The sequence below is a fragment of the Ideonella alba genome (genome assembly GCF_018069845.1).
In the GTDB taxonomy this organism is placed as follows: Bacteria; Pseudomonadota; Gammaproteobacteria; order Burkholderiales; family Burkholderiaceae_C; genus Ideonella; species Ideonella alba.
Genome location: NZ_JAGQDD010000018.1, coordinates 73,828 through 98,084, shown reverse-complemented (window position 1 = coordinate 98,084; position 24,257 = coordinate 73,828). Strand labels below are relative to the sequence as shown.

Annotated in this window: 22 protein-coding genes; 16 read left to right on the top strand and 6 right to left on the bottom strand. The window is 72.4% G+C overall.

Annotation, left to right across the window (positions count from 1 at the left end; genetic code table 11):
* Positions 1-51 precede the first annotated feature (51 nt).
* The 5 genes from KAK03_RS19625 to KAK03_RS19605 all read left to right on the top strand — a co-directional run bounded on the left by KAK03_RS19625 (position 52) and on the right by KAK03_RS19605 (position 5,073).
* Positions 52-696, top strand: coding sequence for a thiol:disulfide interchange protein DsbA/DsbL (locus KAK03_RS19625; protein WP_310738673.1), 645 nt, complete (start codon positions 52-54; stop codon positions 694-696).
* A 181-nt stretch (positions 697-877) separates the two neighbouring features.
* Positions 878-1,441, top strand: a complete 564-nt coding sequence (lptA, locus tag KAK03_RS19620) for a lipopolysaccharide transport periplasmic protein LptA (RefSeq protein ID WP_210856401.1) — start codon at positions 878-880, stop codon at positions 1,439-1,441.
* A 17-nt stretch (positions 1,442-1,458) separates the two neighbouring features.
* Positions 1,459-2,220 (top strand): LPS export ABC transporter ATP-binding protein, encoded by a 762-nt coding sequence (lptB, locus tag KAK03_RS19615; RefSeq protein ID WP_210856400.1) that lies wholly within the window; start codon positions 1,459-1,461, stop codon positions 2,218-2,220.
* A 55-nt stretch (positions 2,221-2,275) separates the two neighbouring features.
* The gene (locus KAK03_RS19610; protein WP_210856399.1) at positions 2,276-3,790 is read left to right on the top strand and encodes an RNA polymerase factor sigma-54; all 1,515 of its coding nucleotides are present in this window, start codon (positions 2,276-2,278) and stop codon (positions 3,788-3,790) included.
* A 59-nt stretch (positions 3,791-3,849) separates the two neighbouring features.
* On the top strand, positions 3,850-5,073 hold the full coding sequence (locus KAK03_RS19605) for a THUMP domain-containing class I SAM-dependent RNA methyltransferase (RefSeq protein ID WP_210856417.1): 1,224 nt from the start codon (positions 3,850-3,852) through the stop codon (positions 5,071-5,073).
* A 3-nt stretch (positions 5,074-5,076) separates the two neighbouring features.
* Here KAK03_RS19605 and KAK03_RS19600 read toward each other — a convergent pair whose 3' ends face one another.
* Together KAK03_RS19600 and KAK03_RS19595 are read right to left on the bottom strand one after the other, a co-directional pair.
* Complete coding sequence (locus KAK03_RS19600; RefSeq protein WP_210856398.1) at positions 5,077-5,388, bottom strand: hypothetical protein; 312 nt, start codon at positions 5,386-5,388, stop codon at positions 5,077-5,079.
* Positions 5,389-5,437: 49 nt separating this feature from the next.
* Positions 5,438-6,094, bottom strand: coding sequence for a DsbA family oxidoreductase (locus tag KAK03_RS19595; RefSeq protein WP_310738672.1), 657 nt, complete (start codon positions 6,092-6,094; stop codon positions 5,438-5,440).
* A 185-nt stretch (positions 6,095-6,279) separates the two neighbouring features.
* Between KAK03_RS19595 and KAK03_RS19590 the strand changes: the two genes are divergently transcribed.
* Positions 6,280-8,187: a hypothetical protein gene (locus KAK03_RS19590; RefSeq protein ID WP_210856397.1), complete on the top strand. Its 1,908-nt coding sequence runs from the start codon at positions 6,280-6,282 to the stop codon at positions 8,185-8,187.
* Between the two features lie 13 nt (positions 8,188-8,200).
* Here KAK03_RS19590 and KAK03_RS19585 read toward each other — a convergent pair whose 3' ends face one another.
* The gene (locus KAK03_RS19585) at positions 8,201-10,264 is read right to left on the bottom strand and encodes an ATP-dependent helicase (RefSeq protein ID WP_247661293.1); all 2,064 of its coding nucleotides are present in this window, start codon (positions 10,262-10,264) and stop codon (positions 8,201-8,203) included.
* Between the two features lie 161 nt (positions 10,265-10,425).
* Between KAK03_RS19585 and KAK03_RS19580 the strand changes: the two genes are divergently transcribed.
* The 4 genes from KAK03_RS19580 (at position 10,426) to KAK03_RS19565 (ending at position 15,363) form a co-directional block, all read left to right on the top strand.
* Positions 10,426-13,080: a serine/threonine-protein kinase gene (locus tag KAK03_RS19580; protein ID WP_210856395.1), complete on the top strand. Its 2,655-nt coding sequence runs from the start codon at positions 10,426-10,428 to the stop codon at positions 13,078-13,080.
* 32 nt (positions 13,081-13,112) lie between these two features.
* Positions 13,113-13,586 carry a hypothetical protein gene (locus KAK03_RS19575; RefSeq protein ID WP_210856394.1) on the top strand — a complete coding sequence of 158 codons (474 nt, stop codon included), beginning with the start codon at positions 13,113-13,115 and terminating at the stop codon, positions 13,584-13,586.
* A 90-nt stretch (positions 13,587-13,676) separates the two neighbouring features.
* Positions 13,677-14,243, top strand: coding sequence for a TlpA family protein disulfide reductase (locus KAK03_RS19570; protein WP_210856393.1), 567 nt, complete (start codon positions 13,677-13,679; stop codon positions 14,241-14,243).
* Between the two features lie 22 nt (positions 14,244-14,265).
* The gene (locus KAK03_RS19565; RefSeq protein ID WP_210856392.1) at positions 14,266-15,363 is read left to right on the top strand and encodes a transglutaminase-like domain-containing protein; all 1,098 of its coding nucleotides are present in this window, start codon (positions 14,266-14,268) and stop codon (positions 15,361-15,363) included.
* Positions 15,364-15,711: 348 nt separating this feature from the next.
* Here KAK03_RS19565 and KAK03_RS19560 read toward each other — a convergent pair whose 3' ends face one another.
* Complete coding sequence (locus KAK03_RS19560) at positions 15,712-16,161, bottom strand: c-type cytochrome (protein ID WP_210856391.1); 450 nt, start codon at positions 16,159-16,161, stop codon at positions 15,712-15,714.
* A 197-nt stretch (positions 16,162-16,358) separates the two neighbouring features.
* Here KAK03_RS19560 and KAK03_RS19555 point away from each other — a divergent pair, with 197 nt between their 5' ends.
* The 6 genes from KAK03_RS19555 to KAK03_RS19530 are packed head-to-tail and all read left to right on the top strand — an operon-like array spanning position 16,359 to position 22,332.
* On the top strand, positions 16,359-17,051 hold the full coding sequence (locus KAK03_RS19555) for a cytochrome b/b6 domain-containing protein (protein ID WP_210856390.1): 693 nt from the start codon (positions 16,359-16,361) through the stop codon (positions 17,049-17,051).
* A gap of 45 nt (positions 17,052-17,096) precedes the next feature.
* Complete coding sequence (locus KAK03_RS19550) at positions 17,097-17,588, top strand: GNAT family N-acetyltransferase (protein WP_210856389.1); 492 nt, start codon at positions 17,097-17,099, stop codon at positions 17,586-17,588.
* Positions 17,589-17,624: 36 nt separating this feature from the next.
* The gene (locus KAK03_RS19545) at positions 17,625-18,830 is read left to right on the top strand and encodes a lipid-transfer protein (RefSeq protein ID WP_210856388.1); all 1,206 of its coding nucleotides are present in this window, start codon (positions 17,625-17,627) and stop codon (positions 18,828-18,830) included.
* Entirely contained in the window at positions 18,827-19,969 is a 1,143-nt protein-coding gene (locus KAK03_RS19540) for an acyl-CoA dehydrogenase family protein (protein WP_210856387.1), read from the top strand. The genes KAK03_RS19545 and KAK03_RS19540 overlap by 4 nt, the downstream gene beginning before the upstream one ends.
* Entirely contained in the window at positions 19,969-21,033 is a 1,065-nt protein-coding gene (locus tag KAK03_RS19535) for a CaiB/BaiF CoA transferase family protein (protein ID WP_210856386.1), read from the top strand. Before KAK03_RS19540 ends, KAK03_RS19535 begins: the two co-directional genes overlap by 1 nt.
* A 57-nt stretch (positions 21,034-21,090) precedes the next feature.
* The gene (locus KAK03_RS19530) at positions 21,091-22,332 is read left to right on the top strand and encodes a choice-of-anchor Q domain-containing protein (RefSeq protein WP_210856385.1); all 1,242 of its coding nucleotides are present in this window, start codon (positions 21,091-21,093) and stop codon (positions 22,330-22,332) included.
* Positions 22,333-22,344: 12 nt separating this feature from the next.
* On the opposite strand, the gene KAK03_RS19525 is transcribed toward KAK03_RS19530, so the two are convergent.
* Positions 22,345-22,845 carry a GNAT family N-acetyltransferase gene (locus KAK03_RS19525; RefSeq protein WP_210856384.1) on the bottom strand — a complete coding sequence of 167 codons (501 nt, stop codon included), beginning with the start codon at positions 22,843-22,845 and terminating at the stop codon, positions 22,345-22,347.
* Positions 22,846-22,871: 26 nt separating this feature from the next.
* On the bottom strand, positions 22,872-24,245 hold the full coding sequence (locus KAK03_RS19520; protein ID WP_210856383.1) for an FAD-dependent oxidoreductase: 1,374 nt from the start codon (positions 24,243-24,245) through the stop codon (positions 22,872-22,874).
* Between the last annotated feature and the right edge of the window lie 12 nt (positions 24,246-24,257).

Genomic DNA, 24,257 nt, shown 5'->3' with positions numbered 1-24,257 from the left:
GCACCAGGCGTTGACACCTCACTTTCCTTGGCAGCACACAGGACGAACGACATGCTGAACCGGCGCGAATTCACGGGGGCCCTGGTGGCCGTTGGCGGTGTGGCCACCACCAGCCTGGCCCAGGCCCAGGGCGGCCCGGTCGAGGGCACCCACTACATGCGCCTGGCCAGCCCGGTGCCGGTGTCGGTGCCCGGCAAGGTGGAGGTGCTGGAATTCTTCATGTACAGCTGCCCGCACTGCTTCCAGTTCGACCCGGCGCTGGAAGCCTGGGTCAAGAAGCAGCCCGCCGACGTGGCCTTCCGCCGCGTGCCGGTGGCCTTCCGCCCCAACCTGGAGATCCACCAGCGCCTGTACTACGCGCTGGAGGCGCTGGGCCAGCTGGAAGCGCTGCACACCAAGGCCTTCAACAGCATCCACGTCGAGCACAAGATGCTGCTCAAGGACGAGGACGTGGCCGCCTGGGGCGCCGCCAACGGTCTGGACGGCGCCAAGCTGCTCGACACCATGAAGTCCTTCTCGGTGGCCGGCAAGGTGCGCGCCGCCAAGCAGACCATGGAGGCCTACCGCGTCGACGGCGTGCCGATGCTGGCCATCCAGGGCCGCTGGACCACCTCGGGCTCGACCGCCGGCACCCACGAGAAGGCGCTGGCCGTGGCCGACTACCTGGTCGCGCAAGCCCGGAAGACCAAGACCTGACCCCCTGGGCTGGCCGCTGCGCGGCGTCACCCCTCCGCCGGGGCCCGGTGCACGCCGTGCGACGCCCGCGCTGAGCCCCAGGCTGGCGCACTGACCCCGCTGGGGCTGTCTTTTTCGTGCCAACGGGCTGGCGCTCGGGTGCCGGGGCCGTAGAATGGTCTGCAATTTCCGTGCCGCAGCCATGTCCCGCCGCCCTCCCCTCTGTCTGATCGCCGCGCTGGCGCTGCTGGCCTGCGTGCCGGCCCGGGCCGAGCGGGCCGACCGGACCAAGCCGCTGGTGGTGGAGAGCGACGGCAAGAAGGCCGCCTCGGTGGACCTGAGCAAGCGCACCACCACCGTCGTCGGTAACGTGGTGATCACCCAGGGCACGCTGCAGATCAAGGCCGACAAGGTGGACGTGCGCGAAGACGCGCCCGGCCGCTTCAGCGCCACCGCGCTGGGCAGCGCCGCCCAGCCCGCCACCTTCCGCCAGAAGCGCGACCGGGTGGACGAGGTCATCGAGGCCCAGGCGCTGCGCATCGAGTACGACGGCGGCGCCGACCGCATCCGCCTGGTCGGTGAGGCCCGCATGCGCATCCTGCGCGCCGGCCAGCCGGCCGACGAGGCCACCGCGGCCGTGATCGTCTACGACCAGCCGGCCGACACGCTCACCTTCGAGGGCGGCAGCCCCGGCAGCACCGCGGCGTCCAGCCGCCCGCGCCTGGTGTTCGTGCCACGCGCCGACAACCCCGAGGCCCCGCGTTGACCACGGTCGCTCCGGTCATGGCGGCCGCCGCTGCCAGCGTCAGCCGTCTGGAGGCCACCGGCCTGCGCAAGGCCTACGGCGCGCGGGTGGTGGTCAAGGACGTGCACCTGTCGGTGGGCGCCGGCGAGGTGATCGGCCTGCTCGGCCCCAACGGCGCCGGCAAGACCACCACCTTCTACATGGTGGTCGGCCTGCTGCGCTGCGATGCCGGCGAGATCCACATCGACGGCGAGCCGGTGCACCGCAAGCCGATCCACCAGCGCTCGCGCATGGGCCTGTCCTACCTGCCGCAGGAGGCCTCGATCTTCCGCAAGCTGACGGTGGACGAGAACATCCGCGCGGTGCTGGAGCTGCAGTACGGCGCCGACGGCAAGCCGCTGTCGGACAGCGAGATCCAGTCGCGCCTGGACGGCCTGCTGAACGACCTGAGCCTGACCAGCCTGCGCGACTCGCCGGCCCCGGCGCTGTCGGGCGGCGAGCGCCGCCGCGTGGAGATCGCCCGCGCGCTGGCCACGCAGCCGCGCTTCATCCTGCTGGACGAGCCCTTCGCCGGGGTCGATCCGATCGCGGTGATCGAGATCCAGCGCATCATCCAGTTCCTCAAGGCCCGTGGCATCGGCGTGCTGATCACCGACCACAACGTCCGCGAGACCCTGGGCATCTGCGACCGCGCCTACATCATCAGCGCCGGCACCGTGCTGGCCGAGGGCACGCCCGCCCACATCGTCGAGAACCCGGACGTGCGCCGGGTCTACCTTGGCGAGCACTTCAGAATGTGACCATGACGGCCCTGCTGTATTCCCTGCCCGTCATCCCGGCTGAGCGGCGAGCGCGATGAAACCGACCCTGCAGGTCCGCCTCTCGCAGCACCTGGCGCTGACGCCCCAGCTGCAGCAGTCGATCCGCCTGCTGCAGCTGTCCACGCTGGAGCTGCACCAGGAGGTCGAGCAGATGCTCGACCAGAACCCCTTCCTCGAAACCGAGGACGAAGGGCCCGGCTTCGAATTCACCTCGGTGGACCGCGCCAGCAGCACCAGCCAGCGCGAAGAGGCCGACAGCGCCGGCGCCTCGGTGGGTGAAGGCGGCGACGAGTCCGCCGGGGTGGACAGCGCCGACTTCGGCACCACCGAGCGCGACGACTGGGAAAACGGCACCGAGCGCGACGACTTCGACGGCATCCGCGAAACCCCCGGCACCGGCAGCGGCCAGGGCAACGACGACGACTTCGAGCCGCAGGAGCGCAGCGTCAGCGGCCCCACGCTGCAGGAGCACCTGCGCCAGCAGCTGCTGGGCATGCGCCTGTCGCCGCAGGACGCCGCCGCAGTGCATGTGCTGATCGAGTCGCTCGACGAGGACGGCTACCTGGATGGCACGCTGGAGGACATCGCCGAGCGCGTGGCCGACAGCCTGGGCCTGGGTGACCTGGACGACCGCGACGAGCTGCTGGACCAGCTGCGCTGCGGCCTGGCCTGGCTGCAGAGCATGGAGCCCGCCGGCGTGGGCGCTGCCAACCTGGGCGACTGCCTGTGCCTGCAGCTGCGCCACCGCCCCGCGGGCCCGGCGCGCGACTGCGCGATGGCCATCGCCCGCAGCCACCTCGAGCTGCTCGCCCGGCGCGACCTGAAGAAGCTGGCCAGCGCCACCGGCGCCGACGAGCCCACCGTCAAGGCCGCGCAGGCGCTGATCGTGGCCTGCGAGCCCAAGCCCGGCCGGCCCTTCTCGCCGGCCGAGAGCCTGATCGTGGTGCCCGATGTGATCGTCGTGAAGAGCGGCCGCAACTGGAAGGTCACGCTCAACCCCGACGTGATGCCCAAGCTGCGCGTCAGCGAGCTCTACGCCCAGGCCATCCGCGGCCAGCGCGGCGGCGGCAACCTGTCGGCGCGGCTGCAGGAAGCACGCTGGTTCATCCGCAACATCCAGCAGCGCTTCGACACCATCCAGCGCGTCAGCCAGGCCATCGTCGAGCGCCAGAAGGCCTTCTTCACGCACGGCGAGATCGCGATGAAGCCGCTGGTGCTGCGCGAGATCGCCGACGAGCTGGGCCTGCACGAATCCACCATCTCCCGCGTGACCACCGCCAAGTACATGGCCACGCCCTTTGGCACCTTCGAGCTGAAGTACTTCTTCGGCTCCAGCCTGAACACCGACGCCGGTGGCAACGCCAGCTCCACCGCGGTGCGGGCGCTGATCAAGCAGTTCGTCGCCGCCGAGGACATCAAGAAGCCGCTGTCCGACAGCCAGATCGCCGACATGCTGGAAGAGCAGGGCATCCAGGTGGCGCGCCGCACCGTGGCCAAGTACCGTGAAGCCTTGAAGATTGCGCCGGCCAACCTGCGCAAAGCCATGTGAACACCCCCCGCCGCGTCACCCGCAGCGACGCGCCGGCCGCCGCCCTCGGCCCCGGCGTGATGTTCCTGCCCTGCGCCGCCGGGGTGGAGCCGCTGCTGGCCGATGAATGCGCGCGTTTGCTGCCCGAGGGCACGAATGTGGAGGCCAGCCGCGGCGGCGTCTTCGTCGATGGCACGCCTGAGGACGCGCTGCGCCTGAACCTGGGCAGCCGCCTGGCCCAGCGCGTGCTGTGGCAGGTGGCCGGCGGCGTCTACCGCGACGAGCGTGATCTGTACGACCTGGCCCGCCAGGTCGACTGGACCCGCTGGATCACCCCCGCGCAGACGCTGCGCGTGGACACCAGCGCCTGGCGCAGCCCGCTGCACAGCCTGAACTTCGCCGGCCTGAAGATCAAGGACGCGGTGTGTGACGCGCTGCGCGACGCCACCGGCGAGCGCCCCAGCGTCGACACCCGCTTCCCCGACCTGTCGCTGGTGCTGCACCTGGGCCCCGAGCATGCGCAGCTGAGCGTGGACCTGTCCGGCGAAGCCCTGTTCAAGCGCGGCTGGCGCGAGGCCAAGGGCGAAGCCCCGCTCAAGGAGACGCTGGCCGCCGCCATGCTGGCCGCCGCCGGCTGGCAAGGCCGCGAACAGGACGGCCCGCTGCTCGACCCCTGCTGCGGCGCCGGCACCATCGCCATCGAGGCCGCGCAGATCGCCTGCGGCATCGCCCCCGGCGGGCAGCGCCGCTTCGCGTTCGAGAAGCTGCTGCCCTTCAAGCCGCTGCTGGGCACCTGGGGCCAGATGAAGCGCGCCGCCGAGGCCGCCGTCCACGCGCCCGCGGTGAAGATCTACGCCGGCGACGTGAGCTTTCGCATGACCGACTTCGCCACCCGCAACGCCGAGCGCGCCGGGGTGGCCCACGCCATCGAGTTCAAGACCGCCGACGCGCTGCAGCGCCCCGCCCCCGCCGAGGCCGGCACCATCGTGATGAACCCCCCCTATGGCGAGCGTATTGCGCCCAAGGGTTCCGGCCAGGGCACCGGCGGCGTGCGCGGCGAGGTGATGGGCGAGCGCTTCGAAGGCGCCGCCGACGCCGGCGAGTTCTACGCCCGCCTGGCCGCCCACTGGAAGAAGGCCTACACCGGCTGGACCGCCTGGGTCCTCACCCCCGAGGCCAAGACCCCCAGCCTGATGCGCCTGAAGGAAAGCCGCCGCGTGCCGATGTGGAACGGTCCGATCGAGTGCCGGATGTTCCGGTTTGATCTGGTGGCGGGGTCGATGCGCAAGGATGCGGCAGGTTGAAGCTCAGCGCTTGACCACCGGCCTGCCCGTGAGTGTGGCCAGATAGCGCGAGACGCGGTCGTGCTGAGCCGTCATGCGCTCGGCCATGCCCTTTTGCGGCGTGGCCAGCAGGCGGTCCATCGACGCCGAGGTGATCGTGGCCACCGCCACCGGCGGCACCACGCTGCGGTCGACGTAGACCTCGTACTCGTAGCCGCCAATGGTGGCGATGTGGTCCACGGTCGCGGTGCGTGCTGCGACGGCTTCGCTCAGGGCCCGACGGGCCAGATCCGACGGTTCCTGGGCGCACACGGCGGCGGACAGGGACCAGGCCATCACGGCGCTCAACCATCGTGTCACGAGGTGCCGCCTGTCTGTGCCGGCTTCAGGCCGCGGCCGCCCCGGCCGCCTGCCGCAGCGCCTGCGCAAACACTTCGGGCGGCTGCCCGCCGCTGACCAGGTACTGGCGGTTGATCACCACCGCGGGCACCGAGTGGATGCCGGCCTGCTGCCACAGCGCCTGCTCCTGGCGCACCTCGGCGGCGTAGCGCTGCGGATCGTCGATCACTGCGGCGGCCTCGGCGGCGTCCAGCCCGGCCTCGGCCGCGGCGGCGCGCAGCACCGCCGGGTCGGCCGGGTTCAGGCCGTCGCGGTGGTAGGCCAGCAGCAGCGCCTGCTTCAGCGCCTTCTGTTCGGTCTCACCCACGGTGCCGGCCCAGTGCAGCAGGCGGTGGCCGTCGAAGGTGTTCCAGATGCGGGTGCGGTTGGCGGTGCGCATCGGAAAGCCCAGCGCTTCGGCGCGCTGCTGGATCATCTGCGCGGCGCCGGCCAGTTCCTCGCGGCTGCGGCCGTACTTGCGTGACAGGTGCCCGGCGATCTCCTCGCCCTCGGGCGGCATCTGCGGGTTCAGCTCGAAGGGCTGGAAGCGCAGCGATACCGGGCCGATCTCGGGGCCTACCTGGGCCAGCGCCTGCTCCAGCGAGGCCAGGCCGATCGCGCACCAGGGGCACACGATGTCGGAGACGAACTCGATCTGCATCATGGCCCTAGTCTAGGTCCATGGCGCGCTCACTTATGATCGACGGCACATCGACCTGACAAACAACAGGGGGAGACATGATGCGATGGACAGGATGGCGCGCGGCGCGCCGGGCAGGGGTGACTGTGCTCTGCGCAGTCCTGGTGGCCTGCGGAGGCGGTGGCGGTGGAGGCGGTGGCTCGGATCCTGTGACGCCGCCAGGCGACACGACCAGTGGCCTGCTGCCCACTGCGCCGGCGGTCGGCGCGACCCTGCATGTCGACGCCACCGTCCTGCGCCCGCTGCGCGACGGCACGGTCAGCGTCTACCGGGGCCGCACGATCAACTCGGGCGCGACCACCGAGTACGACAACACCGTCACGCAAAGCGTCAGCGGCACGCGTCTGCTGGACCAGGCCAGCAATGACCTGGGCCAGGGGCCGGCCACGGCCGATCCGGTCGTCGTGGCCAACGGCCGGGTCACGATGAACACCAGCATGCCCTGGACCGACGGCGGCCCGCAGAACCCCTTCGAGCTGGTGCTGCTGAGCTCACCGGTGCGGCTTGGCGAGCGGCATGTTGCCATCGACAAGCGCTACACCGACGTGGGCACCGATCTGGATGGCGACAAGCTGAATGACCAGATGGATGTGGCCATCTGGACCCTGGTGAAGTCCGAGGACACGATCGATCTGCCGCAGCGCAGCGACGTCAAGGCCGTGCGTGTGGACACCGAGATCCGGCTGCGTGCCCGCTACAGCAGCGACGGCTCGACCAGCGATGTCGTCTCGGCCACGGTCTCCGAGTGGTACGCACCGGGACTGGGTCTGGTCCGGCGAACGCTCGATCTGCCCGGCTCCATCCCCCGCGCCCAGGCCGAGGAGGTGCTGGTGACGATGGATGCGCTCGACACCGGCCTGGGTTACACGCCGCTGCAGGTCCAGGTTGGCGCCAGCGGCTCGCCGGTGGCGGGACAGACCCTGCCCGAGCCCCGCGCCGCGGCAGCCTGGGACAGCCACGCGGTGGTGGCCACCAGCATCCCGGGCCGCAGGGCGTCAGAAGGTCTGGCCTTCAGCCAGCTCGATGCGCGCGGACAGGTGATCAAGACCGCGGTGTTCCGCAGCCAGGACATCCTGGAGCCCGGCAACGCCGTCGTCGACGTTCAGCTGCTGGCCACGCCCGATGCCCTGCTGACCGTGCTCTCCTCCAGCCGCGGCAGCCGCCTGCTGAGGCTGGACACCACCGGGCAGACGCGGCTGGATGCCGGCAGCGTGGCGCTGGTCAGTGGTCCGCTGGAAGCGGACTACGACAGGGTCCTGACCACCGCAACCGTGGTGGGCAACACGCTGTGGTTGGCCTGGATCGCCCCAGACGGTCAGAACAGTCAGTTTGAAGACCTCTACACCCAGTTCATGCGTGCGTTCGATCTGCGTGGGGTCCCGCTGGGGCCGGTGCTGCGGGTGGCCACCAGCACCAACCCGCTGGGCTGGCGCGCCCGGCGTCTGGACGCCGCGCCAGAGGCGGGCGTGCTGAGCTTTGCCGAGGTGGAGGCCAGCAGCGACGCCTGGCAACTGGCCCAGGCCCGGCCGACCGATCAGACGCTGGCGCCCCTGGTCAGCCTCCGTCCGCTGCCGGGCACCAACGGCGTCTGCGGAACCGCGGGCCCCTACAGCGGCCGTATGCAGGTCCAGGCCCTGGGCAGCACCTCCTTGCTGCTGTGCCAGACCTCGTTCAATCACCTGGGCCTGGCTGACCTGGGCAGCCAGCTCACCGTGCCGCGCGACGGCTCGGGCCGCCTGAGTGCGAGCTCGCTGCTGGGTGCGGATTGGACAGCCCGGGGCGCCCTGGTGGACCTGGGCGCCAGCGCGCAGACCCTGGCCCTCGGCGCTGAGCAGTCCGGACGCCTGTTCAGCTGGGACACCCAGGACAGCCGCTTCTACCGGCTGGCCGAGTTGCCGCTGGTGGCGGGCCAGACCGACGCCGCGCATGTGCGCACGCTGGCCCGCTGGTCGTCGCTGGGCGCCGGGCCAGCGTATCTGATGCCCATGGGCAACCGGGTGCTGGTGATCAACCGCCAGACCGATGGGACCCTGAGCACCCACATCGCCTGGCGCTGACCCCGGGGTGGCCTCACCAGGCCGATCGCAGCCGCGCCCGCAGGTCCAGCGGCGGCCTGGTGGGCGGGCCCTTGGCGGCCTCTGCCGCTGCCTCGGCCGCACGGGCGCGGCGCGCTGGTGAATCGGCCTCGAACAGCGGCAGCAGCGCCTCCGGGATGAAGCGCGTGCGGCCGCCGTACAGGTGGCGCTCGCCCATCGCCCGCTGCTGGGTGACATAGAAGCGCTGCGGCACGATCAGCTGCAGGTGGCGCTTGGCGCGGGTCATGCCCACGTAGAGCAGGCGGCGCTCTTCCTCCAGCTGCTGGGCGCTGCCGGTGGACAGGTCGGACGGCAGGCAGCCGTCGACCATATTCAGCAGGTACACCGCCTGCCACTCCTGGCCCTTGGCCGAGTGCAGCGTGGAGAGGATCAGGTAGTCCTCGTCCTTCAGCGGCGGGCCGCTTTCGTCGCTGGTGGCTTCGGGTGGGTCCAGTGTCAGCTCCGTCACGAAGCGCTCGCGGCTGGCGTGGCCGGCGGCCAGCTGCAGCAGTTGCTGCAGGTCCAGCGCGCGCACCGCGGCGTCTTCCTCGTGCAGGCGCTCGAGCTGCGGCAGGTACCAGTCGATCGCCAGCGCCAGTTCGTCGGGCCAGCCGCGCTGGCCGCTGCGCAGGGTCTGGCACAGCGTGGCGAAGGCGGCCAGGTCGGCACGCGCGGCGCTGGGCACGCGCGCGGCGGCCAGGGCGGCCCAGGGTTCGGGTGAAGCGTCCATCGCGTCCAGCAGCGCCGCGGCGCGGCCCGGGCCGATGCCGGGCAGCAGCGTCAGCAGCCGAAAGCCCGCCAGCCGGCTGCGCGGGTTGTCGATCCAGCGCAGCAGCGCCAGCAGGTCCTTGACGTGGGCCGCCTCCAGAAACTTCAGGCCGCCGAACTTGACGAAGGGGATGCGCCGGCGCGCCAGCTCCAGCTCGAGGGCGGCGCTGTGGCTGCCGGTGCGAAACAGCACCGCCTGGCTCTTGAGCTTCAGGCCGCCTTCGCGCAGGCGCAGCACCTCGTCGGCCACCCAGCGGGCCTGCGCGGCTTCGTCGTCCACCGCCACCAGCAGTGGCTTTTCGCTGCTGGCGCGGGTGCTGAAGAGCGTCTTGGCGAAACGCTCGGGGGCGAGCGCGATCACCGCGTTGCTGGCGTCCAGCAGCGGCTGGGTGCTGCGGTAGTTCTCGGCCAGCGTCACCACCTGCGCGGGCGGCGTGAAGCGGGCGGGGAAGTCCAGGATGTTGCGCACCTCGGCGGCGCGGAAGCCGTAGATCGCCTGCGCGTCATCGCCCACCACCGTCAGGCCCTGGCCCTGCGGCTTGAGGGCGCGCAGGATGGCTTCCTGCAGCCGGTTGGTGTCCTGGTACTCGTCGACCAGCACATGCGTGAAGCGCGCCTCCAGCGCGGCGGCGATCTCGGGGCTGGCCTGCAGCATCTCCAGCCACCACAGCAGCAGGTCGTCGTAGTCCAGCGTCTGCTGGTCCAGCTTGGCGGCGACATAGGCGCCAAACAGGCGGCGCAGCGCGGCCTCGTGCGCCACGCACCAGGGCCAGTGTTCGCGCAGCAGCGCGTCCAGCGGCTCGCGGCTGTTCACCGCGCGCGAGTAGATCGCCAGGCAGGTGCCCTTCAGCGGAAAACGCTCGGTCGTGTGGTCGGCCACGCCGGTCTGCTGGCGGCACTGGCCCATCAGGTCCTCGGCGTCACCGCGGTCGATGATGCTGAAGGTCGGCGGCAGGCCGATGGCGTCGGCGTGCTCACGCAGCAGCCGCGCGCCGATGCCGTGGAAGGTGCCGGCCCAGGGCAGCAGCGGGGCGCGCGCGGTGGGCGGCAGGCCCAGCGCCTGGTGCAGCAGGCGGCCGGCGCGCCGGGCCAGTTCCTGCGCGGCGCGGCGCGAGAAGCTCAGCAGCAGGATGCGCTGCGGATCGGCCCCGTCCTGCACCAGCCGCGCCAGGCGCGCGGCCAGCGTCATCGTCTTGCCCGAGCCGGCGCCGGCGATCACCAGCAGCGGTGCGTCGCCGTGGTCCACGGCAGCCTGCTGGGCGGGGTTCAGGGCGGGAGTGCTGGCCGACATCGGTGGACAGCATACTGGATACATCCACAGCCCGCACAGCCCCTGACGGGCGCCCGCCAACCGGGCGGCTATGCTGCGCGGGCTGTCGCACGGACGCGGCGAATGTCGTCTGTCTCCTGGCACGCCCCCCTGGCCATGGCCCCACCCGGCATTCCGCGCTGATGATCGATCCTCCGCACTGGCAGCGCCTGTCCGCCCTGCTGGATGAGGCGCTGGACCTGCCCGAGGACCAGCGCGCCGCCTGGCTGGACGCACTGTGCGCCCGTGAGCCCGGCCTGGCCGACGCGCTGCGCAGCCTGTTCCAGGGCCTGCGCACCCAGCCCGATTCGGCCCCTGCCGCCGCCTTCCAGCAGTGGCTGGCGCCCGCGCTGGCAGAACCCCAGCTGTCCACCCAGCCGGGCCAGACCCTGGGCCCCTGGCGGCTGGAGGAGAAGATCGGCGAAGGCGGCATGGGCCAGGTCTGGCGCGCCACGCGCGTGGACGGCCTGTACCAGGGCGCGGCGGCGATCAAGCTGCTGCGCAGCGACCGCGCCGGCCCCGGCCTGAGCGCCCGCTTCGCCCGCGAACGCCATGCACTGGCCCGGCTGAACCACCCCGCCATCGCCCGGCTGCTGGATGCCGGCGAGGCCCAGGGCCAGGTCTACCTGGTGCTGGAGCTGGTGCCGGGCCGCACGCTGAGCGACTGGGTGCGCCAGCATCGCCCGTCGCTGGCCCAGCGCGTGGCCCTGCTGGGGCGCATCGCCGAGGCGGTGGAGGCCGCGCATGCGCAGCTGATCGTGCACCGCGACCTGAAGCCCGGCAACGTGATGATCACCGACGAAGGCCAGCCCAAGCTGCTGGACTTCGGCATCGCCGCCCTGCTGGACGATCCCGCCGAGCCGGGCGAGCTCACGCGCAGCACCGGCCGCGGCCTGACCGTGGGCTACGCCGCGCCCGAGCAGATCATCGGCCTGTCGGTGGGGGTCGCGGCCGATGTGTTCTCGCTGGGCGTGATCCTGTTCGAGCTGGTCACCGGGGCCCTGCCCTTCAGCCAGCGCCGCCAGCCGCGCCCGGTGATGGAGATGGCGGTGCTGGAAGACCCGCCGCACCGCCTGGGCGCCGTGACGCCCGACCCCGAAGGCCCGGGCGCCGCACCCGATGGCTGGCGGGCCAATGGCGATCTGGCCGCGGTGATCGACAAGGCGCTGCGCAAGGACCCGGCGGAGCGCTACACCGGCGTGCGGGCGCTGATCGACGACCTGGACCACTGGGCCGCGCACCGCCCGGTCAGCGCGCGCCGCGGCCACTGGCGCCACCGCAGCGGCCTGTGGCTGCGCCGCCATGCGCTGCTGGCGGCCAGCGTGGGCCCGGTCGGCCTGTCGCTGGCGCTGGGCCTGGGTCTGAGCCTGTGGCAATGGCAGCGCGCCGAGCAAGCCGCCGCCCTGGCCCGCACCCGCGAGGCGCAGAGCCAGCAGCTGAGCAGCTTCATGCTGGGCGAGCTGGCCGACCGCCTGCGCCCGCTGGGCCGGCTGGACATCCTGGCCGGCCTGGGCGAGCGCAGCCTGACCGTGCTGGCCGAACAGCCCGGCGCCGACGAGGCCCCACTGGACCGCCTGCACCGCGCACAGGCGCTGCTGGTGCTGGGCGAGGTCGACAGCAGCCGCGGCCGCGGCCAGACGGCCACCGCCGTGGCCGCGCTGCAGGCCGCCGAGGACCTGCTGCGGCCGCTGGACGGCGCCGCCGGCGTGCCCGCCGACGACTGGTTCGCCACGCTGGGCGCGGTGCATTTCTGGCGCGGCCAGATCGCCTTCGACCAGGGCGACCTGGGCCCCGCGGCGGCGCAGCTGGAGCGCTACCGCGCGCTGTCGCAGCGCTGGCTGGACCAGCGGCCCGGCGCCGCCAGCGCGGCGCAGGAACTGGCCTACGCCCACGCCAGCCTGGCCGCGGTGCAGCTGCAGCGCGGCCAGTGGGGGCCGGCGCGGCAGTCCTTCGAGGCCGTGCTGGCCGACAAGCGCCGACGCCTGGCCGCGGCGCCCACCGACGCGGCAGCCCGCGTGGCCGTGGCCAACGGCCTGCTGCAGCTGGCCGATGTGCTGCATGTGCAAGGCCTGGAGCAGGACAGCCTGGCGCTGCTGGACGAGGCCCGCGCGCTGCTCGACGCGCTGCAGCGCCAGCAGACCGGCCAGGCCAGCTGGATCGCCGACCTGGCGCGCGTCGAGCAGGCCCGCGCCGCCCGCCTGGCCGACCTGGGCCGCCACGACGAAGCCCGCCGCAGCGCCGCCGAGGCGCGCCGCGCCTCGCAGCAGGTGCTGGCGGCCTCGCCCAGCGCCGCGCGCTGGCGCCTGGAAGCGCTGTGGGGCGACACCCAGCACCTGCTGCAGGCACCGCCCGACGCCGCCACCCACGCCGCCCGCCAGGCGCTGCTGGCCGACTGGCCGGCGCTGGACTCGGACGAGCCGCTGGCCCAGGCGCTGCAGGCGCGGCGCGCGCTGCTGGAGGCCGACACCGCGCTGGCGCAACGCGACACCCCCACCGCCCAGCGCCTGATCGACCAGGCCGAGTCGCGGCTGACGCCGCTGCTGGCGCGCCAGCCGCTGAAGTGGCAGTGGTCCGACACTCTGGCCCACGCCCAGCTGCGCCGGCTGCGCGCGGACCCCTCGGCGGCGTCCTGCGCCGCCGCCGCCGCGCGCCTGCAGCCCGCGGTCGAGAGCGGCCAGGCCGGCATCGTGCTCGAGGCCTGGCTGTCGGCCCAGGCCTGCGCGCAGGCGCGACCGATCGCCGCGGCCGACCTGCAACGCCTGCGGGCCGGCGGCTACCAGCCCCGCCGTCTTCCCTGACACCCTTCACCGTGACCTGACCAGGAGAGCCCATGACCCCCGACCCCGCACCGAGCGCCGCCCCCGACGGCTCGTTCCGCACCATCACCTACAGCGTCGTGCCGCTGGTCACGCCGGACGACGCGGTGATGCAGCGCTGCGCCTACTTCCACATCCAGGACCAGGTCTGGCAGCCGGTGGCGCCGCAGGACCTGACCACCGCTTATGGCTCGGACTTCGTCTGCCTGGAGCAACCGCGCGGGCGCGACCTGCCCGATGGCCTGCTGGGCCCGGAGCGCTACGACCACGAGGCCACGCTGTTCGCCGCCGTGGCCAAGACGCTGACCACCTCCAAGGGTCTGCCCAACACCTTCCTGGCCAGCGAGCTCGACGGCCGGCCCCGGGTGGTGATGCCGGTGGCGCCGGGCAGCACGCGCGGCGTGATCCTGCTGTTCGTGCGCCACCGCGGCGACCAGGTGCTGGGCCTGGTGCCCACGCGCGACCCGGAGATCAAGGGCACGCTCTGAGAGGCTGAGAGTCCGGCCCGGGCGCTGAAGCGCCGGTTCAAGACCCGGCGCAGCGGTTCGTCGGGCAACTGCGGCTATGCTCGCGGCCCGATGCCGCTGCCCACCGCCCCCTGCCACCCACCGCGCCTGCGCCGCCGCCACTGGCTGGCGGCCGGCCTGGGCGCCAGCGTGGGCGCCGTGCTGCCGTCGCTGGTGCGCGCCGACGACGGCCCGCTGCCGCAGCCCTGGGCCCCCCACCGCCCGGTGCCCGCGCCGCTGGTGCTGCCCGGCCACGGCGGCCCGGGGCTGGACCTGGCCGCGCTGCGCGGTCAGCCCGTGCTGCTGAACTTCTGGGCCAGCTGGTGCGAGCCCTGCCGCAGCGAGATGCCCTCGCTGGAGCTGCTGGCCGCGCGCCACGAGGCCGAGGGCCTGCGCATCTGGCTGATCAACTTCCGAGAAACCCCGGCGGCGATCGACCGCTTCCTGGCCCTGCTGCCGGTGGACCTGCCAATCGCCCGCGACGCCGACGGCGCCGCTGCCCGCGCCTGGGCAGCCCGGGTGTTCCCGACCACGGTGCTGATCGGCCGCGATGGCCGGCCGGTGTGCACCTGGACCGGCGAGGTCGACTGGACCGCGCCGTCCGCGCGCGCGCGCTTCGCCGCGCTGCTCAAACGCTGAATCGTCCCTTCTGGAGCCTGTGATGACCCTGCTCACCCGCCGCACCCTTCTGGCCACCGCGGCCGCCGTCCCCTGCCTGGCCGGCGCGCAACCCGCCGAGCGCCGCTTCGCGCCGCAGCCCGGCGACTGGCGGAGCTTCGACCTGACCCTGGACGTGGAGGTGCCCGTCGCCAAGGGCACGACGAAGCTGTGGCTGCCGCTGCCCGACCTGGACACGCCCTGGCAGCAGACCGACGGCCACCGCTTCAGCGGCAACGCCGGCCAGCTGCGCCTGGTGGCCGATGCACCGCGCGGCGTGCGCATGCTGCACGCCGAGTTCGCGCCCGGCGTGGAGCGGCCGCGCGTGAGCGTCACCTCGCGCGTGCGCACCCGCAGCCGTGCGGTGGACTGGTCGGCCCGCAGCGCCGCGAAGGAAGACCCGGCCGTGCTGCGCGGCGCGCTGGCCGCCACTGAACTGCTACCGCTGGACGGCATCGTCAAGACCACTGCCCAGGAAGCCACCCGAGGCGCGCGCAGCGACCTGGACAAGGTGCGCGGCATCTACCAGTGGGTGGTGGCCCACGCCTACCGCGAACCCAAGACCCGCGGCTGCGGCACCGGCGACATCAAGAGCATGCTGGAGAGCGGCAACCTGGGCGGCAAGTGCGCCGACCTGAACGCCATCTTCGTCGGCCTGTGCCGCGCCAGCGGCGTGCCGGCGCGGGATGTCTACGGCCTGCGCGTCGCGCCCTCGGCCTTCGGCTACAAGGAGCTGGGCGCCAATTCAGCGTCGCTCAAGGGCGCGCAGCACTGCCGCGCCGAGGTCTTCCTGGCCGGCCACGGCTGGGTGGCGATGGACCCGGCCGACGTGCTGAAGGTGATGCGCCAGGAAACGCCCGAGTGGATCAAGGACCCGGCGCACGCCGTGGCCGCGCCGGTGATGGCGGGCCTGTTCGGCAGCTGGGAAGGCAACTGGGTGGGCTACAACACCGCCCACGACCTGCGCCTGCCCGGCCGCACCGAGCAGGGCACGCTGCCCTTCTTCATGTACCCGCAGGGCGAGAACGCCGAAGGCCGCTTCGACGACCTGGCGCCCGACGCCTTCCGCTACACGATCGCCGCGACCGAAATCAAAGCCTGACCGCGGCTGATCAGGGCTGGGCGCAGGCCAGCGCACGGCCGCTCCGAAGCGGCCTGCGCACCCCCGGCGGGGGGTGGGCTGACGTACCCGTCAGCCCGGGGGCACAAAGTTCTTCCAGCGCACGGCCTGGTCCACGGGCTCGCAGAGCTCGCCCGGCGCGACAGGCGAGCTGACGTCCTCAGGACGTCAGCACGTCCAGTCTTGCCCGAAGCGGCCTGCGCACCCCCTCTGGGACCGGATACCCGAATCAACAGGGCTGAGCGCAGGCCAGCGCACGGCCGCTCCGAAGCGGCCTGCGCACCCCCTCGGGGGGTGGGCTGACGTACCCGTCAGCCCGGGGGCTCCATCTCACTCTTTGCGGAAGTTGTCGTGGCAGGCCTTGCAGGTCTTGCCGGCGTCGCCGAAGGCGGCCTTGATCTGATCCAGGTTGCCGGTCTTGGCGGCGGCGTTGAGCTTGCCCACCGCGTCGATCATGGCCTGGCTGCCCTCCTTGAACTTGGCGGCGTCGGTCCAGATCTCGGGCTTGGCGCGGGTCTCGCCCTTGTCGGTGCCCTCGACGAAGGCGGTGAAGGGCAGGCGCGACAGGGTGGCGACAATCTCAGCGTTGGACTGGGCGGCGGCGGCGTCGAAGGGCACCTTGCCCTGGGCCATCGCACCAATGCGGCCGAAGTGGGCGGCCATCACGGTGAAGGCACCCTTGCGGTACTTGATCGCGTCCTCGGGCTTCTGGAACTGGGCGTGGGCCGGCAGGGCGGCGAACAAGGTGGCGCAGGTCAGGGCCAGGGCAAGACGTTTCATGCAGATCCTCCGGTGTGGGGTGGTCGGGTGTACAGGGCACGTACCGCGCGCCAGGCACAGCAGCGGGCGGGTCGTGTCGAGTGTACGCAGCCCGGCCCGGCGCTATTCCCCGCCGCGTGAAAAGCCCCGGGGGGATTCCCGGCCGGGGCCGGATCGCGGTATGGTCGCGTCAGGACATAGCCAAGCCCTCCACCGAGATGAACTCCCCCACCCCCGTGCGCGTCTGGGACCTGCCCACCCGTCTGTTCCACTGGACCCTGGTGCTCTGCGTGATCGGCCTGGTCGTCACCGGCCAGATCGGCGGCAACCTGATCGAGTGGCACCTGCGCCTGGGCATGGTGGTCGGCGCGCTGCTGATCTTCCGCGTGCTGTGGGGCCTGGTGGGCGGGCGCTGGTCGCGCTTTGCCAGCTTCGTGAAGACGCCTGGCACCATCGTGCGCTACCTGAAGGGCCAGACCGGGCCGGACGAGCACCTGGACGTGGGCCACAACCCGCTGGGTGCGCTCAGCGTGCTGGCGCTGCTGGGCCTGCTGCTGCTGCAGGTGGCCACCGGGCTGGTGGCCGACGACGAGATCGCCACCACCGGCCCGCTCAACCGCTTCGTCACCAGTGCGCAGGCCAGCCTGGCCACCGGCTGGCACACCGAGCTGGGCAAGCTGCTGCTGATCGTGCTGGTGGTGCTGCACATCAGCGCCATCGTCTTCTACCTGAAGAAGAAGGGCCAGAACCTGGTGCGCCCGATGCTGCACGGCGACAAGCCGCTGCCCCCGGACACCCCCGCCAGCGCCGACGGCTGGGGCCAGCGCCTGCTGGCGCTGGTGCTGTTCGCGGCCTGCGTGGCGCTGATGGGCTGGGTGTTCTCGCTGGGTGAGGCGGCCCCGGCGTTCTGACGCACGCCGGGTAGACTCGCGCTCCCCGGTCACCTCGCGCAGGCGATGGACACCCCGCAGATCCAGCTGCTCAGCCCCGACACGCCCGAGGCGCTCGACGCCACGCGGACCATCTTCCGCGAGTACGCCACCGCGCTGGGTGTGGACCTGTGCTTCCAGGGCTTCGAGGCCGAGCTGGCCGCGCTGCCCGGCGACTACGCCGCCCCCACCGGCGGCCTGCTGCTGGCCTGGGTGGACGGCGAGCTGGCCGGCTGCGGCGCCTTCCGTCCGCTGCCCGATGTGGACTACGCCAACGCCTGCGAGATGAAGCGCCTGTACGTGCGCCGCGCCTTCCGCCGCTTCGGCCTGGGCCGGCAGCTGGCGCAGGCGCTGATGGACACCGCGCTGCAGGCCGGCTACTCGGCCATGCTGCTCGACACCCTGGACGACATGGAGGCCGCGCGCGAGCTCTACGCCAGCCTGGGCTTCGAGGAAGTGCCGCCCTACTACTACAACCCGATCCCCGGCGCCCACTACCTGAAGGCCGACCTGGGCTGAGCCCTTGCCCCGCGGGCAGGCGGCATGGAGACAGCGATGCAGCAGCAGCAGCATGTTCTGGTGGCCGGGGTCGGCATGATCCCCTTTGCCAAGCCCGGCGCCAGCGCGCCCTACCCGCAGATGGCCGCCGAGGCCACCCGCCTGGCGCTGGCCGACGCCGGCCTGGACTACGCCCAGGTGCAGCAGGCCTATGTGGGCTATGTCTACGGCGACTCCACCGCCGGCCAGCGCGCGCTCTATGAGGTGGGGCTGAGCGGCATCCCGATTCTCAACGTCAACAACAACTGCTCGACCGGCTCCACCGCGCTGTGGCTGGCGCGCCAGGCGGTGGCGCACGGCGCGGCCGACTGCGTGCTGGCGCTGGGCTTCGAGCAGATGAAGCCCGGCGCACTGGGCGCGGTGTTCGACGACCGGCCCACGCCCTTCGACCGCTTTGACGCCGCCACCGAAGACCTGGTGGGCCACGCCGAGATCCCGCTGGCGCTGCGCTACTTCGGCGGCGCCGGCCTGGCCCACATGCGGCAGTGGGGCACGCCGCTGGAGACCTTCGCCGCGATCCGCGCCAAGGCCAGCCGGCACGCGGCGAACAACCCGCTGGCGCTGCTGCGCAAGCCGCTCAGCACCGAGGAGGTGATGGCCGCGCCGGTGGTCTGGCCCGGCGTGATGACGCGGCTGATGGCCTGCCCGCCCACCTGCGGCGCGGCGGCGGCCCTGATCTGCTCGGACGACTTCGCACGCCGCCACGGCCTGCGCCGTGACGTGCGCATCCGCGCCCAGGCGATGACCACCGACGGTCCCGCCACGTTTGAGGCCGGCGACATGCGCGAGGTGGTGGGCTTCAGCATGGCACGCGCCGCTGCGCGGCAGGTGTATGAACAGGCCGGCGTCGGTCCTGAGGACGTGCAACTGGTCGAGCTGCACGACTGCTTCGCCCACAACGAGCTGCTCAGCTACGAGGCGCTGGGCCTGTGCCCCGAGGGCGGCGCCGCGCAGTTCGTGGCCGATGGCGACAACACCTACGGCGGCCGGGTGGTCACCAACCCGTCGGGCGGCCTGCTCAGCAAGGGCCACCCGCTGGGCGCCACCGGGCTGGCGCAGTGCACCGAGCTGGTCCAGCAGCTGCGCGGCCAGGTGGGCGCGCGCCAGGTGCCCGGCGCGCGGCTGGCACTGCAGCACAACCTGGGCCTGGGCGGTGCCTGCGTGGTCACGCTGTACGAAGCCGTGGAAGGCGCCGCCGCATGATGCCGCGCCTGCACCAGCACGCCTGGATGGACGCCGACATCGCCGCCTTTCGCGACGCCGTGCGCCGCTACGTGGACGCCGAGATCGCGCCCCACGTGGCCGACTGGCGCCGCCAGGGCCATGTGCCGCGCGAGGTCTGGCGCGGCTTCGGCGCGATGGGCTTTCTGCTGCCCGAGCTGCCGGAGCAATGGGGCGGCGCTGGCGCCCCGCTGGCCTACCAGATGGTGGTCACGGATGAGCTGGCGCGCGCCGAGGTCAGCGGCACCGTGGCCGTGCACACCATCGCCGCGCACTACATCCTGGACTACGGCACGCCCGAGCAGCAGGCCCGCTGGCTGCCGCGGCTGGCCCGCGGCGAGCTGCTGGCCGGCATCGCGATGACCGAGCCCGGCGCCGGCTCCGACCTGAAGGCGGTGCGCACCCGCGCCCGCCGCGACGGCGACGACTACGTGGTCGACGGCAGCAAGGTCTTCATCACCAACGGCCACAGCGCCAACCTGCTGGTGCTGGTGGTGCGCACCGGGGGCGAGGGATCGAAAGGCGTGTCGCTGCTGGTGGCCGAGACCGAGGGCCTGCCGGGCTTTCAGGCGCGCATCCTCGAGAAGATCGGCATGCACGCCAGCGACACCTGCGAGCTGTTCTTCGACGGCATGCGGGTGCCGGCGGCGAACCTGCTGGGCGGCGTCGAGGGCCAGGGCTTCGCCCAGCTGATGAGCCAGCTGCCCTATGAGCGCACGCTGCTGGCGGTGGGGGCGGCGGCGGCGATCGACCTGGCGGTGGCGCTGACGCTGGACCACGTCAAGCAGCGCCAGGCCTTCGGCGGCACGCTGTGGGACCTGCAGACGGTGCGCTTCACGCTGGCCGAGGTGGCCACGCAGGCCCATGTGGTGCGCAGCTTCGTCAACGACTGCATCCAGCGCCTGCACGACGGCACCCTGGACGACAGTGCCGCCTTCATGGCCAAGTGGTGGACCACCGAGCAGCAGTGCCAGGTCACCGACCGCTGCCTGCAGCTGTTCGGCGGCTACGGCTACATGGCTGAGACGCCGATCGCGCGCCTGTTTGCCGATGCACGGGTGCAGAAGATCTACGGCGGCGCCAATGAGATCATGAAGGACCTGATCGCCCGCACGCTGTGATGAACACTCCCCTCGCCCCGGTCCTGCAGGGCCTGACCATCGTCGAGTTCGAAGGCCTGGGCCCGGGCCCGCTGGCCGGCCGCTGGCTGGCCCAGCATGGCGCCACCGTGATCGCGCTGGTGCGCCCCGGCCCCGCCGCGGTGGCCGACCAATTGGGCGGCTCCGGCCCCAGCCCGCTGCGCGAGGGCAAGCGCATCGAGCCCGTCAACCTGAAGACCCCCGAGGGCCTGGCCCGCGCGCGCGACCTGATCGCCAGCGCCGACGCGCTGATCGAGGGCAACCGCCCCGGCGTGATGGAGCGCCTGGGCCTGGGCCCCGCCGACTGCGCCGCGCTGAACCCGCGCCTGGTCTACGGCCGCATGACTGGCTGGGGCCAGAGCGGCCCGCTGGCCGCCGCCGCCGGCCACGACATGAACTACATCGCGCTGACCGGCCTGATGGGCCTGGCCGCGCGGCCGGGCCAGCTGCCGCAGGTGCCGCCCACGGTGCTGGGCGACGCCGCTGGCGCACTGGGCCTGGCCTTCGGCATCACGGCCGGCGTGCTGGCCGCGCGCACCACCGGCCAGGGTCGCGTGGTCGATGCCGCGATCACCGACGTGGTGGCCATGCTCGGCGGCCTGGTGCACTGGATCCACGGCGGCGGCCAGATCGCCGCTGGCGCGCCCAGCCCCTTCCACGACTCGCCCTTCTATGACGCCTATGCCTGCGCCGACGGCGGCGTGGTCACGTTGGGCGCCCTCGAGCCGCCGTTCTACGCGCTGCTGCTGTCCAGGCTGGGCCTGGGCGATGTGGACCCCGCCGCGCAGTACGACGTCAGCACCTGGCCGGCACTGAAGGCCCGCTTCACCGCCCTGTTCGCCAGCCAGCCGCGCGCCCACTGGTGTGCGCTGCTGGAGGGCACCGATGTGTGCTTTGCGCCAGTGCTGGGCCTGGAAGAGGCGCTGGACCACCCGCACCACCAGGCGCGCGGCACCTTCACGCGCGATGCGCAGGGGCGCATCAGCGCAGCAGCGGCGCCGCGTTTCGCGCCGCTGGCCCCGGCGGCATCCAGCCCATCGACATGACACCACGGCGGGAGCGCCACAGGCTCGGCGACCCGCACCAACCCAGGAGGACAACCCATGAAGCCTGCCCATTGTCTGCCCATCGTCGCCCTGCTCGGCACCGCCCTGTGCGCCCAGGCCGTCACCCTGCGCGTGCCCCAGGACCGACGCTCGATCCAGCGCGCGATTGAAGCGGCCCAGGACGGGGACGACGTGCTGGTGTCGCCAGGCACCTACAACGAGAACATCGACTTCCTCGGCAAGGCCATCACCGTGCACAGCACCGATGGCCCGAAGAGCACCATCATCGACGGCGGCCAGCGTGACTCGGTGGTGATCTTCCAGAACGGCGAAGGCCGCCAATCGGTGATCAGGGGCTTCACGCTGCGCAACGGCAATGCCGCGCAATTCCCGCTCAACGGCGGTGGGGTGAACGTGGTAATGGCCTCGCCAACGATCGACGGCAACCACATCACCGGCAGCTCGGCCTGCAGCGGCAACGGCGTGGGCCTGTATTTCTCAGGGGCGCTGGTCCGCCGCAACCGCATCTTCGGCAACCACCAGAACGGCTGCTCGGGCGGCACCCTCGGCGGTGGCATCTACATCGGTGGCAGTGGTGACGCTGTCGTGGTGGACAACATCATCGAGAACAACCAGACCGACATGGCAGGCGGCGGCATCGGCATCAACGCCAGCGGCGTGGTGCGCGTCGAGCGCAACATCATCCGCGGCAACCTGGCGGGCTCCCAGGGCGGTGGCGTGGCGACGTACAACGACAGTCAGCCGATCGTGGCCAGCAACCTGGTGGTCGCCAACCGCGCCGTGCAAGGTGGCGGTCTGTACCTGTCGCCGCCGTTCGGCTCGACCGGTGGTGTCTGGGTGAACAACACCGTCGCCGACAACACCGGCGACAACGGCAGCGAGATCCACACCACCGGGTTCGCCGATCAGATCCAGCTGACCAACAACATCGTCCGCGCCTCCGGGACCGCAGTCGCGGTGGTCTGCGACACCTCCTACAGCACGGCGCCGCCACAGTTCCGCAACAACGACCTGTTCGCCACCCGGGGCACCCTGCTGTCGGGCAGTTGCGCCGGCATCATCGGCACCCAGGGCAACCTGTCGGTCGACCCGCTGCTCACCGGTGGCAAGCCGGCCGTGGCCTACCGGCTGCAGGCCGGCTCGCCGGCGATCGATGCGGGGCAGGCCACCGCAGCCGTGGGCCGGCGGGACCTGGCCGGCCAGCGCCGTGTCGTCGACGGCAATGGCGACGGACAGGCCGTGATCGACCTGGGCGCCTACGAATGGGCCCTGCCCTGAGGCTGCAGCGCGTCAGCCGCCCGGCGAGAAGGCCGGGTGGTAGCTCACCTCGCCCTGGGGCAGCACGCCAGCCAGCGGCAAGGCCATGAAGTACGCGGCCGGCGGCCCGGGATAGACCAGGCCCGGGCGCGCCGCAAAGCCGAAGCGGCCGTAGTAGGCCGGATCGCCCAGCAGCACGCAGCCCGCAGCGCCCTGTGACCGCAGGCGCTCCAGCGCGGCCTGCATCAGCGCCGAGCCGACGCCCTGGCGCTGCCAGGCCGGCAGCACCGAGATCGGCCCCAGGCCGTGCCAGCCTGGCGAGCCGTCGCTGATCGTCACCGGTGACACCGCCACGTGGCCGACCACCACGCCGTCCACCTCGGCCACCAGCGACACGCTCAGCGCCCCGGCGTCGCGCAGGCCGCGCACGATGCGCGGCTCGGAGCCGTCGGAATGCGGGTGGCCGCGGAAGGCCAGTTCAGTGACGACATGGATCGCGGCGCTGTCGTCGGGCGATTCGGGGCGGATCTGCATGGGGTCGCCATGCTGCCACAGCGTCCTCAGGCGAAGCTGTCGCCCATCAGCGTGGTGAACCAGGTCTGCATCTGGCGGTAGTTGCCGCTGCTGATGCTGGCCGCCTCGGTGGCCTTGGCGCCCACGGTGCTGCCGTTGTTGGCGGCCAGCTTCATGCTGCGCGTGGCCGGGTCGAACTGGTAGACCGCGGTCAGCCACGAGGCGGTGCCGGCGGTGATGGGCGAGTAGCAGGCCGAGTTGGCCACCGGCGCCGCATCGGGCTGCTGGCCCGAGAGCAGGCGCACCACCGCGTCGGCGCAGATCTTGGCCTCCTGGTTGGCCACGTGGCCGGCCTTGGGCAGGCCGCACTGCGCGGCGTCGCCGATCACGTGGACGCCGGGCACCGCCGTGGATTCGTAGCTCAGCACATCCACCGCCGCCCAGCGGCCGGCGTTGCCATTGGCCAGGCCGGCCAGCGCCAGCCACTCGCCGGCGGCACTGCCGGCGGCGCGCTGCGGCGGGATCGGGTTGACCACGTCGGCCTGCATGCGCTGCGGCGCACCCAGCGCATCGGTCCACTGCACCTGGCGCGTCGCGGCGTCGATCTGCAGGCCGCTGATGCCAGCCTGGTAGTCGATGACACCGCCGTGCACCACGCTGAAGGCGCGGGTGAAGGTCTCGACCTCGGCCTGGATGACCGGGTTGTGGTCCAGCACGATGACGCGGGCGCCGGGGCCGCGGGCCTTCAGCGCATCGGCCACCAGGCAGGCGCGCTCGTAGGGGCCGGGCGGGCAGCGGTAGGGTGCGGCGGGGATGCTCATCACGAAGGTGCCGCCGGCCGGCATGGCGGCGATCTGCTGGCGCAGCAGCTCGGTCTGCGGGCCGGCGCGCCAGGCGTGCGGCGTGCGCTGCGCGTAGTCGGTGGCGCTCAGGCCGTAGGCCTCGTCGAAGGCGATGCCGGGGGCCAGCACCAGGCGGTCGTAGTCCAGCGTGCTGCCGTCGTCCAGCGTCAGGCGGCGCGCGGCGGCATCCAGCGACTGCACCCGCGCCTGGCGCAGCACCACGCCGTAGCGGTCGGCCACGGCCTGGCGGCCGTAGCCCAGGCTGGTCAGCGTGCGGGCGCCGGTGAGCACCTCGTTGCTGAGGATGTTGGAGGTGTAGCTGGCGTCGGGGTCGACCAGCGTCACCCGCAGGCCCGCGCCGCCCCACAGGCGCAGGTACTTGGCCACGGTGGTGCCGGCCATGCCGCCACCCACCACCACCACCTGCGCGCTGGGGCCGCTGGGCACCAGGCGGTAGACCACGTTGCGGCTGCCGCCGTCGCTGTCGGAGCGGGCGGCGCCGCTGAGCAGCGCACCGCCCAGCGAGGCCAGGCCAAAGGCCAGCCACTGGCGGCGGCCGAGGGGTCGAGGCGTGTTCATCGGATCTCCCGG